Source organism: Agromyces cerinus subsp. cerinus (assembly GCF_900142065.1).
GTDB classification, from domain to species: domain Bacteria; phylum Actinomycetota; class Actinomycetes; order Actinomycetales; family Microbacteriaceae; genus Agromyces; species Agromyces cerinus.
Genome location: NZ_FSRJ01000001.1, coordinates 1,148,302 through 1,164,192 on the forward strand (window position 1 = coordinate 1,148,302; position 15,891 = coordinate 1,164,192).

At 70.8% G+C, this 15,891-nt stretch carries 12 protein-coding genes and 1 pseudogene; 2 read left to right on the top strand and 11 right to left on the bottom strand.

What is annotated here, in order from left to right; all coding sequences use genetic code 11:
* Window positions 1–90: 90 nt before the first annotated feature.
* The 6 genes and pseudogenes from BUR99_RS05265 to BUR99_RS20610 form a co-directional block, all read right to left on the bottom strand.
* A complete protein-coding gene (locus BUR99_RS05265) occupies window positions 91–2,031 on the bottom strand; it encodes an alpha/beta hydrolase (protein WP_074259225.1) in 1,941 nt (646 codons plus the stop codon).
* The gene (locus BUR99_RS20215) at window positions 2,028–2,273 is read right to left on the bottom strand and encodes a hypothetical protein (RefSeq protein WP_159440952.1); all 246 of its coding nucleotides are present in this window, start codon (window positions 2,271–2,273) and stop codon (window positions 2,028–2,030) included. Before BUR99_RS20215 ends, BUR99_RS05265 begins: the two co-directional genes overlap by 4 nt.
* A gap of 51 nt (window positions 2,274–2,324) precedes the next feature.
* Complete coding sequence (locus BUR99_RS05275; RefSeq protein WP_234980737.1) at window positions 2,325–2,612, bottom strand: WXG100 family type VII secretion target; 288 nt, start codon at window positions 2,610–2,612, stop codon at window positions 2,325–2,327.
* A 196-nt stretch (window positions 2,613–2,808) separates the two neighbouring features.
* Window positions 2,809–5,178, bottom strand: coding sequence for a ComEC/Rec2 family competence protein (locus tag BUR99_RS05280; protein WP_084183605.1), 2,370 nt, complete (start codon window positions 5,176–5,178; stop codon window positions 2,809–2,811).
* Window positions 5,179–5,847, bottom strand: coding sequence for a ComEA family DNA-binding protein (locus BUR99_RS05285; protein ID WP_074259227.1), 669 nt, complete (start codon window positions 5,845–5,847; stop codon window positions 5,179–5,181).
* Between the two features lie 158 nt (window positions 5,848–6,005).
* Window positions 6,006–6,125 (bottom strand): annotated as a pseudogene (locus tag BUR99_RS20610) (Fic family protein); the annotation flags it as partial.
* Between the two features lie 64 nt (window positions 6,126–6,189).
* Between BUR99_RS20610 and BUR99_RS05295 the strand changes: the two are divergent.
* The gene (locus BUR99_RS05295) at window positions 6,190–6,570 is read left to right on the top strand and encodes a VOC family protein (RefSeq protein ID WP_074259228.1); all 381 of its coding nucleotides are present in this window, start codon (window positions 6,190–6,192) and stop codon (window positions 6,568–6,570) included.
* 63 nt (window positions 6,571–6,633) lie between these two features.
* Entirely contained in the window at window positions 6,634–7,299 is a 666-nt protein-coding gene (locus BUR99_RS05300; RefSeq protein ID WP_159440953.1) for an HAD family hydrolase, read from the top strand.
* 82 nt (window positions 7,300–7,381) lie between these two features.
* On the opposite strand, the gene leuS is transcribed toward BUR99_RS05300, so the two are convergent.
* The 5 genes from leuS to cydB all read right to left on the bottom strand — a co-directional run bounded on the left by leuS (window position 7,382) and on the right by cydB (window position 15,886).
* Entirely contained in the window at window positions 7,382–9,955 is a 2,574-nt protein-coding gene (gene leuS, locus BUR99_RS05305; RefSeq protein ID WP_074259230.1) for a leucine--tRNA ligase, read from the bottom strand.
* A 77-nt stretch (window positions 9,956–10,032) separates the two neighbouring features.
* Window positions 10,033–11,514, bottom strand: coding sequence for an aminodeoxychorismate synthase component I (gene pabB, locus BUR99_RS05310; RefSeq protein WP_074259231.1), 1,482 nt, complete (start codon window positions 11,512–11,514; stop codon window positions 10,033–10,035).
* Window positions 11,515–11,523: 9 nt separating this feature from the next.
* The gene (gene cydC / locus BUR99_RS05315; RefSeq protein WP_074259500.1) at window positions 11,524–13,242 is read right to left on the bottom strand and encodes a thiol reductant ABC exporter subunit CydC; all 1,719 of its coding nucleotides are present in this window, start codon (window positions 13,240–13,242) and stop codon (window positions 11,524–11,526) included.
* Window positions 13,235–14,881, bottom strand: a complete 1,647-nt coding sequence (gene cydD, locus BUR99_RS05320) for a thiol reductant ABC exporter subunit CydD (protein WP_074259232.1) — start codon at window positions 14,879–14,881, stop codon at window positions 13,235–13,237. Before cydD ends, cydC begins: the two co-directional genes overlap by 8 nt.
* Window positions 14,882–15,886 carry a cytochrome d ubiquinol oxidase subunit II gene (cydB, locus tag BUR99_RS05325; protein WP_074259233.1) on the bottom strand — a complete coding sequence of 335 codons (1,005 nt, stop codon included), beginning with the start codon at window positions 15,884–15,886 and terminating at the stop codon, window positions 14,882–14,884. It abuts the gene before it with no gap.
* Between the last annotated feature and the right edge of the window lie 5 nt (window positions 15,887–15,891).

Below are 15,891 nucleotides of genomic sequence, written 5' to 3' on the forward strand. Positions count from 1 at the left end.
TCGGGTCAGGTCGGTCGCCGCTGCCGCACCCGCTGAGCAGCAGCATGATCGCGGCAGCGGAAACCACGGCACGACCTGTTCGAAGACGAGTCACTTCGCACCACCAAGCTCGGTTGGAGAAACCAGGATCGGCACACCACCGGGGAACGCCGGCGTGACGAGCCCGCGCTGGAACGGCGTCAACTCCGGAGGAACGTGCAGCGTCAGGTCCGCGGACTGCTGGGTCGTCGCAAGCGCGATGTTCATCAGCGACTCCGAGTTGCTCTCGAGGTAACCGTAGCCGTCGCCGCGGACCATCGGGTCGTGCGCGGTGGTCGCGTTGAGGTCAGGGCTTCCCGGAACGCCGTTGGTGCCGAACCGGGTCGCCCCGAAGCTCTCGTCCATCGGGTTCAGTCGGTGGCTTCCCTCACGTCCGGTCCAGGCCCATTCGTCGCCGAGCCCCGCCTCGAGCTTCGGAGCGACATCTCGTGCCTGCCCCGCGAAGACAAGCTCGGCATGCAGATCATGCACCGACTCGATCGATGGTTCGATGCCTGCCGAGCCGATCATCACGAACGCATCGACGCCCTGGTCGGCGGCTGCCAGAGCGTCGGCGGCCGTGGTGGTCCCGTAGGAGTGCGCGACCACATTCAGCTGCGTCTCGCGCGTACCCGAGACGGCGTTGTATGCGTCGATGTCGACATTGAGCCGCTCCCCGCCCGCTCGTGCGTAGTCGCCCATCAGCACTCCGAAGTTCATGTTCTCGGTGTCCGGCACCGGCGGCGTCTCGTATCCGATCCACGCGATCACCGCATGCCGTGTGCCGCTCTCCACGGACAGCTGCATGTCGTACAGGTTCTGCCCCGCTCGCGCCCATCCGACCACGCCGTCGGTCGTGGTCGTGCCCATGCCCGGGACGAGGAAACTGACGTTCTCGGCGAGGTCAAGATTGCCGATCGAGACCTGGGCGAGCGGAGGGACATCCGCTGTCAGGCCGATCAGCTGTCGCTGCACCTCGTCTCGGGTTCCGTTCACTGCGGCATCGATGTTCTCGAGCGCCGTGAGACGCGTTCGTGCGCCCTCGGCGGCGAGGTGGAACTGGTTCATCGGCTGCCCCGCTGCTCCCGGCCCCGGATCGAGTGCGCCAGCGAGATCGACTGCGGCTTCGGCCTCCGCAATCTGGGCGGCGAGCCAGATTCGGTTGGCTTGGTCACGGGCACCGTACGCGACCCCGCCGAGGTTGCCGATGACTCCCGGAGCGGCGGCGATCAGCGCGGACTGCAACGCGGAGGGGATGTACGAACCGGCATCGTCGTATTCGCCGCCGAGACCCGCCCACCATTCCGCGACGTCGGACGCCTCGGGAGGGCTGGTCCTCAGCTGCTCGAGGAGCTCAGGATGCGTGCGTGCGAGAGTGAGGAGCTCCATCGGAGTCAGCTGGGCGAGCCTCTGCAGGAGCGGAGTACTCCCGCCGGCGGTGCCGGTGGACGCAGCGACGCCGCCACGTGCGGCCGCACCACTCAGACCGGACCGGCACACGGTGTCCGCAATGAGCCGCGCTTCGACGATGGCCGCCCATTCGCGCGTCGCGGTACTGAGTGAATCCTCGGCCTCGGAGAGGTCGGCGCGGAGCCGCTCCTGCTCGGCTCCCTCGCCAGGCGTGAGCAGCACGGTCGGCGTGGGGAGCGAGCTCACCTGCGAGTCAAGGAACCACACCTTCGCCTGAGCCTCGTCGCGCCGGGCACGCACGCTCCGCACGCGCGCCTGGATCTCTTCGAGGTCGGTCGCATACCGCTGCAGGACATTGGTCTCGTGCTCGAGACGGGAGGCGAGCAGGTCGGGCTCCGGTTGCAGGGTGGCCATCGCACCCCGAACAGCGTCTGCGGTCTTTCCGTTCCAACCGTCGGCGGCGAGTTGGATGGCGCTGTTCAGCGCGGTCGCACCGCCGGTTCGGAGCACGATCACCAGGGCCCAGAGCGACCACGCGTACGCTCGGATATCGGCGACGCTGCCTGCACCCGGATCGTCATCGGACCAGGTCTGCCCGGTCATGCGAGCGCCCTGACGAGCGACGCCTCCGCGAGGTCGAGACTGTCCAGCCCGTCGCGGGTCGTGCCGGCGAGGGCCCGAAGGGATGCGGCGACGGTCGCCGCGTGCCCGGCTCGCAGTCGGTCGTTCTCCGCCGCGACGGACGCGATGCCCGGCGTTCCGAACCATACGGTGTTCGGCGCGGTCTCCGAGACCGAGTCGAGCGCCTCGCGCGCCGTCGTGAGCCACGCCGCAACGGACCGCACCTGCGAGTCCGATACCCGAAGCTCAGGGATCACCACTGCACGTACCAGTCGTCAGCGTGCGATGCGCGAGGCGATCTGCGCGTCGACGTCGCCGAGCGTGGTCGCCGTCGTGCGGAGGAACAGCGCGAGGTCGTCGAGCCCGCCGATGGTGTTCGTCGCACCCGAGGTGAACCGGTTGTACGCCTCTGCGAACGCGCCCGATGCCTTGTCGGTGGTGAATCCCTGGGCGACGAGGGCGTTGATCTGCCCCTGCAGTTTCGTGAGGGTGGCATTGATCTCATCGCGGCCGACAGCCAACTGGTCCGCCTTCGCGTTCAGTTCACCGAAAGTGACGTTCATGTTCGCCATGTGCGCGTTCCCCATTCTTCGACGCTCGGCGGTCATCGCGCCGAACAACTGGGATCGAGCCTACGACAACTCCGACCCCCGGAAGCCGCGATTCCACAGGCCACGACCGCATTTCCTGCGCACTCGAGGCCGGCGATGAAGCCGCCTCGGAACGCATCAGGGACACCACTGAGATTCGACTCGCGGTTCACTGCTCGACGGCGCTCCGCTCGGTCCAGAGATCGAATCCGCCGCCGTCCGTCGTCAGCAGCGCGGTGCCCGACGTGTCGGTGCGCACCACCGCCGTGCCGTTCGCACGCAGCAGGTCGAGGAGCCGGTCGGTCGGGTGGCCGTAGCCGTTGTCGGCGCCGACCCCGATCACGCCGACCGTCGCGCCGAGTTCGTCGTAGAGGCGCTCACTCTGGTCGGCCGAGCCGTGATGCGCGACCTTCACGAGATCGACGGGGCCGAGCGTCGCAGAGCGCAGCATCCGGGCCTGCGCCTCCTCACCGAGGTCGCCGAGGAAGAGGCCGCGGTACTCGGGTGTCGAGACGTCGAGCACCACGCTGGCATCGTTGCCGGGCGGCGCGTCGGGCCGAGGCCACACCACGCGCCAGCGTGCGTCGCCGAGGGTGCCGCCGAAGCCGGCGACGACCTCGACCGACTCAGCACCCGCCGCGACGAGCGGATCCAGTGCACGCGTCGACCGGTCGCCGTCGAGCGGCCCGTGCAGCACGGTGTCGACGAGCCCGGCGACCGCCGACACTCCCCCGGCATGATCGGCATCCCAGTGCGTCAACACGAGCAGATCGATGCGCGTGATGCCCAGCAGCGTCAGGCACCGCGAGAGCGCGGCCGGATCCGGCCCGGTGTCGATCAGCGCCGTCGCCTCGGCCGAGCGGAGGAGGACCGCATCGCCCTGCCCGATGTCGCACGCAGCGACATCCCAGTCCAACGGCCGCGTCGCCGCACCGATGAGCGGCCGTCCCGCGAAGAGTCCGACGGGCACGGCGATCGCCACGATGAGCACGGCGGCCGCGACACCACGCACTCGCCGCCGGCGCCGCGACCCGAGGAGCAGCCAGAGCGCGATCGCCGTGCACGCCGCGAGGAGCAGTGCGCCCGGGGCATCCGGCAGCCATTCGAGGCGGGCAGCGGGCATGGCCGATGAGGCCCGAGCGAGCAACGCGATCCACGAGGCGGGCAACCACGCGAGCTGCAGGCACGCGAACCCGACCGAGGGCAGCACCGGCAGGAGCAGGCAGCCGATGAGGCCGACCACCGTGCCGACGGGCGCCGCCGGCGCCGCGAGCAGATTCGCCGGCACCCCGTAGAGGGCGAGCGCCGGGTCGAGCAGCACGAGCACCGGCTGGCAGGCCAGCTGGGCGGCGAGCGGCACGCCGATGACCGCGGCGACGGGCAACGGCATCCAGCGTGCGAGCGCAACGGTGAGCGGCCGCGCGAGCAGCAGGAGCCCCGCCGTCGCGAACACCGACAGCGCGAACCCGTAGTCGCGGGCGTACCAGGGGTCGGCCACCAGCAACACGACGACCGCGAGCGAGAGCGCGGCGGTGCCGCCACCCGGTCGACCCGCCGCGACGGCCACGAGCACGACGACGGCCATCGTCGCTGCGCGAACGACACTCGCCTCGGGCGTGACGAGCACCACGAACCCCGCGAGGGCCGCGAGGGCGACGACGACACGCAGCAGCCGAGGCAGGCCGAGCAGCGCGGCGAGGGCGAATGCCGCTGCGGTCACGATGGCGCAGTTCGCCCCCGAGACCGCCGTCAGGTGGCTGAGCGACGCCGCCTTCATTGCTGTGTCGAGGCCCTCGTCGACCGCACTCGTGTCGCCGATCGCGAGCCCGGGCACGAGCGCGCCGCCGTCGCCGCCGAGCGCGCCGGCGGTCTCGGCGAAGCCGGTGCGCAGGCCGACGGTCCAGGCGAGCCACGGCGGCGGCAGCGTCACCGAGCGGATGTCTCCCACGGGCGCCAATCGGAACGCCGCCCCCTCTTCGGCCGGCAATGCCGTTACACGAGCCGAGAACGTGACCCGGGCGCCGAGCTGCAGCTCGCCCGCGGGCAGTGAGAGCGCCGTCGTCACGGGTACCGCGTGCGCCGCGGCACCGTCGATGCCGACGAGCCTGCCGTCGACCCGGAGCGGCGGGGCCTCGCCCTCGGCGAACCAGTTCGTGCGCATGACCCGGGGTGCACCGGTGAGTTCGATCGTGACCTCGGCAGTGCGATGCTCCTGGGCTGCGTCGGCGAGTGGAGAGGACTCTCGCGCGCCGAGCCCGAGCGCCACGGAGCTCGCCACGAGGGCGCCGCCCGAAATCACGACGAGCGCCGTCGCCGCCGCGCGAACGAACGGTGCGCCGACGGCGCCAGCGCCGCCCGCTGCGGGTCGTCGGCGCTCCCGCAGCACTCCCATGACGGCGAGGCCGACAGCGAGGAACGCCGCCGCCCACAGCGCCCAGGCGACGAGCGCGGCGCTCGAGGCGCCTCCGGTGATGCCGAGGGCGCACCATCCGGCCAGCCACGCGAACATCGCGGGCAGGAGCAGGCGGAGGTCGCGCACTCAGAGTGCCACGACTGGCTCGAGGCCCGCGAACACGGCGTCGCCGATGCCCGCGACGTCGAGCAGTTGGTCGATGGACGTGAACGGACCGTTGGCGTCGCGCCAGTCGATGATGCGTTGCGCGAGCGCCGGTCCGATGCGCGGGAGCGTGTCGAGCTCGGTGAGGTCCGCGGTGTTCAGATGCACGAGGCCGTCGGCCGGGCCGGCGCCCGGCACCGACGCCCCCGCGGCAGCAGGCGGCGGCACCTGGCCGACCACCGGCACCGCGAGTTGCTCGCCGTCGACGAGCGGACGCGCGAGGTTCACCCCGGCGGGATCGGCGTCGGGCGTCAGACCGCCCGCCGCCGCGATGGCATCGACGACCCGAGCACCCGCGTCGAGCTCGACGAGCCCGGGCCGCACGACGGCGCCGAGCACGTGCACGAGCACCGACGGCGCGCCCACGGTCGACGACGGGTCGACCGAGGCATCCGCTCGCCCGTCCCCGGATGCCTCGATGCGCGCCTGCTCGCCACCCCCACCCGCACCGAACGACATGAGCGCGGCCACCGCCACCGCCAGCACGAACAGCACCACGGCGGCGCCGACGCCGACACGCACGCGCGGGCTCGCGCGGCGGGCGGAGGGATCGAGCGCCGCCAACGGGTCGACGGCATCGCGAGCGGGCATGCTCGCACGTTACGACGATCGTCATCATTCGAGCTGTGGTCAGCAGAGCTCAGTGCAAGCGGACCGGGGTTCCTCCGCTGTCGAGGAGGAGTGTCGCTCAGAAGCCCCCTCTCTCCGCAGGCCTCGATGCAGCGCCAATGCTCGCAGCGCGCCCGGCCGGTACCGCCGTTGCCGTCGATGAAGGGATGGATCGTCGCGAACTGGGCATGGGCGTTCGCCGCGCGCCCGCAGCGAGGAACCCGAGCCTCCGTCGCCTTGGTGCAACTCAAATGTTGCACTCGCGATGGTGCAACCCTAAGGTTGCATCAACCTGTCAGACCAACTCGTATCGAGGAGCACACCGTGACCGATCAGCATCCCGCGTTCTCAGGCGGACGCAACGTCGCCCTGAAGGTGCCGCCGCACCGCTACGAGGCGACGGTCAGGTTCTATCGCGACATCCTGCAGCTCCCAGCGGTCTCCGGACCGGACGGCGATGCCACGGGATTCGAATTCGGCCCCTGCAACCTCTGGATCGACAATTGTCCAGGGCTCTCGCAGGCCGAAGTGTGGCTCGAGCTGGTGGCTTCCGACACCGGATCGGCAGCGGAGGTGCTGGAGAACGCCGGGATCGCGCGACGCGACGAGATCGAAGACCTCGGCACCGGGTTCGACGGGTTCTGGATATCGTCGCCGTCAGACGTGATCCACCTGGTCGACTCGCAGAAGCAGTCCTGGGCCTGACCTCGCTCACATCCCGATCGCGCTGGATGTCCGACCGCCGTGCAGCGCGGGAGAATGAGCGGCATGAGTCCCGAAGCGCGTCCACCTCACCGTCACCCGCGCGCGGTGCTCCTCGATTTCCACGGCACCCTGGCCGTCGCTCGATCGGTCGACGAGTGGATCGCCGATGCGCGCACGCGGGTGCCCCACGACGTCGACCCGTCCGCGGGGCTCTCCGATCGGATTCGGAACGTATGGGTGGACGCGAGGCAGCGGTTCCCGACACTGGACTGGGACCTCGACCCCACCTCGCATCGGCACGCATTCGTGTCGACGATCTCCCGCGACGATCGTGCGTCGCTCGAGCTCGCGGAATCCCTGTACGAGACGATGCCTCAGCAGTGGGTGCTGAACGCCGGTGCCGCTGCATTCATCGCTCGCGCCTCCGCCATCGGGATGCCCCTGGCCGTCGTGTCGAACATCGCGCTGGATGTCCGGCCCGCCTTGAATCGCTGGGGGCTCGCGTCCGCGTTCGACGCGGTGATCCTGTCGTATGAGGTCGGGTATGCGAAGCCCGATCCGCGGATCTTCCGACTCGCCTCGGACTCGCTCGGCGCCGACCCGAGGCACTGCGTCATGATCGGCGACTCGTGGCACGACGACGGCGGTGCGGCGGCTCTCGGAATGCGGTGCATGATCGCTCGACCGGAGCAGATGCACCGCGCCTTCGAACTCGCCCTGCCGTCGTGACCGGGCAGCTGTCAGTCCGGCGCTGATCGCCGGCGAGCACCCGGGAGTCGAACCCTCCCCGTCTCGGGGAGGGTTCGCACGATCAGCCCCGGGTCGCGATGTTCACGAGACGCGGCGCGCGCACGATCACGTTGACGATCTCACGCTCGCCGATCGAGCGGACGACCGCTGCAGACGCACGCGCCATCGCCTCGAGCTCGTCGCCCGAGATCTTCGGCGACACCTCGAGTCGATCGCGCACCTTGCCGTCGACCTGCACGACCGCGGTCACCGACTCCTCGACGAGGAGTGCCGGGTCGGCCTTGCGCCACGGCACGAGTGCCACGGTCGGCTCGTAGCCGAGGCGCTGCCACATGTCTTCGGCCGTGAACGGGGCGAAGAGGTCGAGGATCATCGCGGTGACCTCTGCCGCCTCGCGCACCGCGGCGTCACCGGCGCCCGCGCCGGAGTCGATCGCCTTGCGCGTCGCGTTCACGAGCTCCATGAGCCGCGCGACGACGACGTTGAACTTGAAGGCCTCGACGAGGCCAGGGGCATCGGCGAGCAGGCGGTGCGTGATCCGCCGGAGCGACGCATCGCCCGTCTTCCATTCGACATCGGGGCTCGACGTGACCTCACCCGAGATGCGCCAGGCGCGGGCCAGGAACTTCGATGCGCCGACCGGAGAGACATCGGCCCAGTCGATGTCGTCTTCGGGCGGGCCCGCGAACGCCAGCGTGACGCGCAGCGCGTCGGCACCGTGCGCCCGCAGCTCGCTCGCGAACTCCACCAGGTTGCCCTTGGACTTCGACATCTTGGTGCCGTCCATGATGACCATGCCCTGGTTGAGCAGCGACGTGAACGGCTCGGTGAAGCTCAGGTAGCCGAGGTCGAAGAGCACCTTCGTGATGAAGCGCGAGTACAGCAGGTGCAGGATGGCGTGCTCGACGCCGCCGACGTACTGGTCGACGGGCGCCCACTTCTCGGCCTCGGCCGGGTCGAAGGCACGCTCGTCGCTGTTGGGGTCGAGGTAGCGCAGGTAGTACCACGACGAGTCCACGAAGGTGTCCATCGTGTCGGAGTCGCGGCGGGCCGCTCCCCCGCAGTTCGGGCACGCGACGTTGACCCAGTCTTCTGCGGCGCCGAGCGGGCTCGCGCCCTTCGGCTTCAGGTCGAGCCCCGCGGCATCCGGCAGTCGCACCGGCAGCTCGGCCTCGGGAACCGGCACCTCGCCGCAATCGGGGCAGTGGATGATCGGGATCGGCGTGCCCCAATAGCGCTGGCGCGAGATCAGCCAGTCGCGCAGGCGGTAGTTCTTCGACGAGCGGCCGAGGCCGCGCTCGGCGAGGAGCTCGATCACGCGGCGGATCGCGTTGGACTTCGAGAGTCCGTCGAGCGGGCCGGAGTTGATGAGGCGGCCCTCGCCCGCGAGGGCGACGCCCGTCGACGCCGGGTCTTCGAGCGGGAGGTCGTCGGGCAGGTACGGGTCGCCGTTCTCGTCGAGCGGGATCACCGGGATCACGCCCGTGACGGGAGCGTTCGTGTCGACGACGACACGCACGGGCAGGTCGAACGCGCGCGCGAAGTCGAGGTCGCGCTGGTCGTGCGCCGGCACGGCCATGATCGCGCCGTGGCCGTAGTCGGCGAGCACGTAGTCGGCGGCCCAGATCGGCAGGCGCTCGCCGTTGACCGGGTTGATCGCGTAGCGCTCGAGGAAGACGCCCGTCTTCGGGCGGTCGGTCGCGAGACGGTCGATGTCGCTCTCGGCGCGCACCGAGTCGACGTAGTCCTGGAAGCGCATGCGCACCTCGGCGGACGCGCCGCTCGCGAGCTCTGCCGCGAGGTCGGAATCGGGCGCGACGACCATGAAGGTCGCTCCGAACAGGGTGTCGGGGCGCGTCGTGAAGACCGGGATGCGCTCCTCGCGCCCCTCGATCTCGAACTCGACGTCGGCACCGGAGGAGCGGCCGATCCAGTTGCGCTGCATCGACAGCACCTTCGAGGGCCAGGCGCCCTCGAGCTGGTTCAGGTCGTCGAGCAGCCGGTCGGCGTAGTCGGTGACGCGGAAGTACCACTGCGTGAGGGCCTTCTTCGTCACGACCGCGCCGCAGCGCTCGCAGTGCCCGTCGATGACCTGCTCGTTGGCGAGCACCGTCTGGTCGTTGGGGCACCAGTTGACCTGGCCCGCCTTGCGGTAGGCGATGCCCTGCTCGTAGAGCTTCAGGAACAGCCACTGGTTCCACTTGTAGTACTCGGGGTCGCTGGTGTGGAGCTCACGCGACCAGTCGAACGACGGCGCGTACTGGCGGAACGAGCGCTTCTGCTGCTCGATGTTCTCGTAGGTCCAACCGCGCGGGTCGATGCCGCGCTTGATGGCGGCGTTCTCGGCGGGCAGCCCGAAAGAGTCCCAGCCGACCGGGTGGAGCACGTCGAAGCCCTGGTGGCGCCAGTAGCGCGCCACGGTGTCGCCGTAGCCGAACGCCTCGGCGTGCCCCATGTGCAGGTCGCCCGAGGGGTAGGGGAACATGTCGAGGATGTACTTGCGCGGCCTCGTGTCACCGGGGAGCCCGGCACGGAACGGCTCGGACTCATCCCAGACGGGAAGCCACTTCGCCTGGATTGCGGCGAAGTCGTACGCGCCGGCGTCGGCGTGCGCTGGGTCCTGGTCGTGTGCCACGTGACTCTCAATCGTGTATCGCTCGGGGAGGGCTTCCGGGCGCGCCGGATCACGGCGCACTCGGGTATCAAGCCTACTCACTCCGAGGCGGGCATCTCCGCGCCGAGCACCGCGAGCAGGGCGCGCGCCTTGATGCGGGTCTCCTCGACCTCCTCGGCGGCGACCGAGAGCGCCGTGATGCCGCCGCCGGTGCCGATGGAGGCGCCATCGGGTGTGAGCACGATCGACCGGATCACCATCGCGAGGTCGGCGCCGCCGTCGACGCCGAGGTAGCCGAACGCCCCGGAGTAGATCCCCCGCGGCCCCTGCTCGAGCCCGTGCAGGATCGTCATGGCGCTGTGCTTCGGCGCGCCCGTCATCGAGCCCGCCGGGAACGCCGACTGCACGGCGTCGAGCGCGGTGAGCGGATGCCGCAGCCGCGCGGTCACCGTCGAGACCAGCTGGTGCACGTGGGCGTATTCCTCGACGTCGAGGAGGCTCGGCACCTCGACGGTGCCGAGCTCGGCGATGCGGCCGAGGTCGTTGCGCATGAGGTCGACGATCATGAGGTTCTCGGCGCGCTCCTTCTCGCTGGCGAGCAGCTCCCGGCGGAGGGCGGCGTCGGCCTCGGGGTCGTCGCTTCGCGGCCGAGTGCCCTTCATCGGCTTCGTCGAGACGATGCCTCCGGGTTCGACGTGGAGGAACTGCTCGGGCGAGGCGCTCAGCAGCGCGGTGTCCCCGAAGCGCAGGTACCCGCCGTGATGGCTCGGGCTCGAGGCGCGGAGCGCCAGGTAGGCGGTGGCCGGATCAGGGTGCACGTCGACGTCGACCCGGTTCGTGAGGCAGAGCTGGTACGCGTCGCCGCGGATGATCGCGGCCTGGCATTCGGCGATGAGCTGCTCGTAGCGCTGCGGATCATGACGCCAGCGCGTCGGCGCGCGGTCGGCGCCGGCACTCGTCGACGGCGGAACCGCCGAGGCCAGTGGCACGGATGCCGCGTCGAGCCCGTCGATCGCACGTGCGAGCTGCTCGACCCAGGCGTCGGCGGGCGACGATTCGACGGCGTCATCGTGCAGCCAGACGAGCCGCATCGATCGTGCGGAATGGTCGAAGACGATCGCGCGGTCGACGAAGAGGAACGCGGCGTCGGCCGTTGCGGCTTCGGCCGCCGGGACCTCGTTCAGCTGCGCGCCGAGCTCGTAGCTGAACCAGCCGAACCAGCCGATCGGGCCGCCGGCCTCGGTGGCCTCGGTGGCCTCGGTGGCGTCGTCGCCCGGTGCCGGTCGGTACTCGGCGAGCACCTCGCCGAGCACGTCGAAGATCGAGCCGGCCGTCGTGGTCGACAGCCGCGCCGAGGCATCCGACGCCGCCGGCCGCGACCTCGAGACCGTGCCGCGACGCACATCCGCCGTGACGAACTCGGTGCCGGGGTGCGCCGCGGCGATGACGCTCGAGCCCGACGTGGCATCCGCACCCCCGTCGAGCCACACGACATGCTCCGACTCAGCGAAGCACGCGCGGAAGACCGCTTCGGGGTCGCGCCACACCGGCAGGGTGAGCTGACGGATGCGGCGCGGCATCCTCTCAGCCTAGATCGCCGGGAGGCGGCCGTCTTCGATCGTCACGACGCGATCGACGAGTGCGGGGTCGACCGGGGCGTGCGAGATGAGCACGACGCTGCTGCCCGAGCGACTCGCGGCGTCGGTCAGGTCGCGAAGGAGCGCGACGGCGCGCGCCGGGTCGACGCTCGCCGTCGGCTCGTCGAGCACGAGCACGGGGAATCGGGCGAGCATCGCCCTGGCCAGGGCGAGTCGCTGCGCCTGCCCGCCCGAGACGAGGGCGCCGCGTTCGCCGACCTTCGCGTCGAGTCCGCCGCGCTCCTCGACCCACCCGCGCAGCCCGACGCGGTCGAGCACCTCGAGCAGCTCCTCGTCGCTCGCGGTGTCGCGGGCGAAGATCAGGTTCTGCCGCACGTCTTCATCGAAGAGCCACGGCCGTTGCTCGACCAGTCCGACGATGCCGCGCACCTCGGCGGGATCGAGGGTCGACGCTTCGACACCGCCGAGTCGGTAGGAGCCCGCATAGTCGAGGAAGCGCACGAGCACGTGGGCGAGCGTGGTCTTGCCCGCCCCTGAGCCGCCGCGCACGAGGAGCCGTTCGCCGGGCGCGATCGCGAGATCGACCCGGGTGAGGGCCGCTCCCCTGCCGTCGTCGGAGCCGCTGGGATCGGCGCCTTCGGGGTTCGCGAGCTCCGGCCAGCTCGCCTGCACGCCGCGCAGCTCGATCATCGGCGGCGCATCGCCCGTCGGCGGTGCCGCCGGAGACTCCGGCACGACGGGGATGCCCGCAGGCACGGTGTCGGGCACCGCTCCGGCGACCCGGGAAGCGCTCGCCCGCGCGAGCCGGAGCGACGACGCCGCGAGCGGCACCGCAGTCGCGATCTCGGCGATCGCGAGCGGCACGAGGCAGAGCACGGCGAAGGTGGGCCCGTCGATGCGGCCGTCCTGCAGGAGGGGCACCGCCGCAGCGAGGCTCGCGGCCACGGCGAATCCGCCGATCGCGCTCATCGCCGCCGCCGCGACGCCGGTCGCCGCTGCGCGCGTCCGGGTCGCCCCGGCGTACTCGGCTCCGAGCTCGTCGATGCGTCGACGCCCGGCGCCCGCGGCATCGAAGGCCACGAGCACGTCGAGCGCCTGCACGTGTTCGACGATCGCCGCCTGGAGATCGCCGCGGAGCGGTGCCGTGGTGCGCTCGGCGCGGGCGACCGCTCGCTGCTGCACGAGCAGCGCTGCACCGATGCCAACGACGAGGCAGATCAGCACGGCGACAGCAGACTCCGGGGCCAGGAACCCGATGCCGATGACGGCGGCCACGAGCACGATCGCCGCGCTCACGAGCGGCTGCACGGCCCGCAGCGGCACGTTCTGCAGCTCGTCGACATCGCTCACGAAGCGATCGAGCAGATCACCGCGTCGCGTCGCCGCGATGCCGTCGGGGGCGATCGGCGGCATGCGCGCGAACACGTCCGCACGAATCGTGGCGAGCTGCCGGAACGAGGCGTCATGGCCCGTGAGCCGCTCGAGGTACCGGAACACCGAGCGGCCGAGCGCGAACGCGCGCACGCCGACGATCGCCATCGAGAGGTACAGGACGGGCGGCTGTTCGTCGGCACGGGCGATCAGCCAGGCCGAGCACGCGAGCAGCACGATCGTCGACCCGGCGGAGCCGATGCCGAACAGCACGGCGGGCAGGAGCCGGCGCGGGCTCGGGATGGAGCGGCGCAGCAAGGCGCGCGCGGGATCAGACATGCGCAGGCTCCAGTTCGACGATGCGATCGGCACGGGCGGCGAAAGCGGTGCGGTGCGTCGAGACGACGACGATCCGCCCCTCGGCGGCGAGTTCGCGAAGCGCGTCGCCGAGGGCGGCCTCGCGGTCGGCGTCCTGCGCGGAGCTCGGCTCGTCGAGCAGCAGCAGCGGAGCGTCTCGGGCGAGCAGCCGATGGATCGCCCGGGCGGTCGCGACGCGCTGCGCCTGGCCGCCCGACAGGCCCGAGCCGCCGGGTCCGAGCCGCAGCTCGGGGTCGAGCTCGACGCCGGCGAGCCGGCATGCGCGCATGCAGAGCGCGGGGTCGGCGTCTTCGTCGCCGAGGCGCACGTTCGAGGCGATCGTTCCGGCGAGGAGCGCCGGAGCCTGCCCCGACCACGCGACCTTCGAACGTGCGTCAGCGCCGGCGCCGGCGCCGAGCCGCCAGCCGTCGAGCTGCGCAGCGCCCTCGATCGGCACGAAGCCGAGGAGCGCCGCGAACAGGCTCGACTTGCCCGAACCGCTCTCCCCGGTCACCGCGACGAGTTCGCCGCGACCTGCTTCGAGGTCGAGGCCGTCGAGCACGACCCGATCACCCCGCACGACCCGGATGCCGCGGAGCTGCAGGCCCGAACCGGCATCCGGAATCTCGGCGGCGGCAGCCGTGTCGCGAACCGGAGCCCGGCCCGCCTGCTCGGCCGCGTCGAGCAGGTCGAAGGCGTCGACCGACGCGGCGACGCCCTCGGTCGACGCGTGGAAGGCGGCGCCGACGTTGCGGAGCGGCAGGAAGACCTCGGGTGCGAGCACCAGCACGAAGAGCCCGGCGATCAGCATCATGTCGCCCGCGACGAGGCGGAGCCCGATCGAGACGGCGACGAGCGCGACCGAGAGGCTGGCGGCGAACTCGAGCGTGAACCCGGAGAGGAAGGTGATGCGCAGCACCTTCATGGTGTGCGAGCGGTACTCGTCGGTGACCGCCCTGATCCGTGCGGTCTGGCGCTCGGCACGGCGGAAGAGCAGCAGCGTCGACAGCCCTCCGACGACCTCGAGGAACCCGCGCGACAGCGACGCGAGACTCTCCCACTGGCGCCGCTGCACGACCTGGGTGGCCATGCCGATGAGCGCCATGAAGACGGGGATGAGCGGCAGCACGATCACGAGCACGAGCCCCGACAGCGGGTCGGCGATCCACGCCATCGCGATGAGGATCGGAGTGACGACGATCGTCGACACGAGCTGCGGCAGGTACTGGCCGAAGTACGCGTCGAGGGCGTCGAGCCCCGGACCGAGCAGGGTCGCGATGCGCGCCGTCGGGAAGTCGGGAAGCCCCTCGGGCTCGGCCTCGAGCGCCGTGAGCAGTTCGCTCCGGAGCTCGGCCTTCACCCGGGTGGCGCCGGCGGAGCCCACCACGTCCCAGACCCAGGCCGCGACGGCGCGAACGGATGCCGCGGCGACGAGCAGCACGAGGAACGGCACGCCATCGGCCATCGACATGCCGTCGATGAAGCCGGTCACGAGGGACGCGAGCGACCACGCGAACGCCACGATGGCGGCGCTCTGGACGAGGGCGAGCGCGCCGCCCGCGGCGAGGAAGCCGCGGGCGGCGCGGGAGCGGCGGAGGAGCCGCGGATCGAGCGGTCTCACCTAGTGCGCTGCCGCCTCGATCGAAGCACGCGAGACGCGCTTGCGGAACACCCAGTAGGTCCAGCCCTGGTACAACAGCACCAACGGGAGGCAGAACACGGCGACCCAACTCATGACGGTGAGCGTGTACGTCGTGCTCGAGGCGTTCTCGATCGTGAGGCTGTTCGCCGGATCGTTCGACGCCGGCATCACGTCGGGGAACAGCGCCGCGAAGAGGGCGAGCACCGCGGTGGCGACCGTGACGGCGAGCAGGGTGAAGGCGATGCCCTCCGCCCCGCGCAGGTTCGCGATCCACCCGCCGATGAGTGCCACCGCGGCGACGGCCGCGAGGATCCAGAACCAGAGCGTGCCGAAGGCGAGTCCGGTCCAGAGGAGGAACGAGGCGGCGACGACGATCGTGATGAGACCCGACTTGGTGGCGAGCCGTCGCGCTCGCTCGCGCAGGTCTCCCTCGGTCTTCAGCGAGGCGAACACCACGCCGTGGGTGAAGAACAGCAGCAGGGTCGTGACGCCGCCGAGCAGCGCGTACGGGTTCAGCAGGTCGAAGAGCGTTCCCGTGTAGTTGTGGTCGGCGTCGAGCGGCACGCCCTGCACGATGTTGGCGAACGCGACGCCCCAGAGGAGGGCCGGCACCGCCGACCCGACGACGATCATGCCGTCGAACCACTTCTTCCAGCGCGACTCCGGTCGCTGGTGGCGGTACTCGAACGAGACGCCGCGAGCGATGAGCGCGAGCAGGATGAGCAGCAACGCGAGGTAGAAGCCGGAGAAGAGCGTGGCGTACCACTCGGGGAACGCGGCGAAGAGCGCCGCTCCCGCGACGATCACCCACGTCTCGTTCAGGTCCCAGACCGGGCCGATCGTGTTGATGAGCACACGGCGGTCGGTGTCGTCCTTCCCGAGGAACGGAAGGGACATGCCGATGCCGAAGTCGAAGCCGTCGAGCACGAAGTAGCCGACGAACATGAAGGCGACGATCCAGAACCAGAGCACTGTGAGATCCATGGTGT

Coding starts and splice junctions, on each gene's coding strand:
- BUR99_RS05265 (WP_074259225.1), bottom strand. CDS start 2,031: ATGACCGGGCAGACCTGGTCCGATGACGATCCGGGTGCAGGCAGCGTC.
- BUR99_RS05275 (WP_234980737.1), bottom strand. CDS start 2,612: ATGAACGTCACTTTCGGTGAACTGAACGCGAAGGCGGACCAGTTGGCT.
- BUR99_RS05285 (WP_074259227.1), bottom strand. CDS start 5,847: ATGCCCGCTCGCGATGCCGTCGACCCGTTGGCGGCGCTCGATCCCTCC.
- BUR99_RS05300 (WP_159440953.1), top strand. CDS start 6,634: ATGAGTCCCGAAGCGCGTCCACCTCACCGTCACCCGCGCGCGGTGCTC.
- pabB (WP_074259231.1), bottom strand. CDS start 11,514: ATGCCGCGCCGCATCCGTCAGCTCACCCTGCCGGTGTGGCGCGACCCC.
- cydC (WP_074259500.1), bottom strand. CDS start 13,242: ATGTCTGATCCCGCGCGCGCCTTGCTGCGCCGCTCCATCCCGAGCCCG.
- cydB (WP_074259233.1), bottom strand. CDS start 15,886: ATGGATCTCACAGTGCTCTGGTTCTGGATCGTCGCCTTCATGTTCGTC.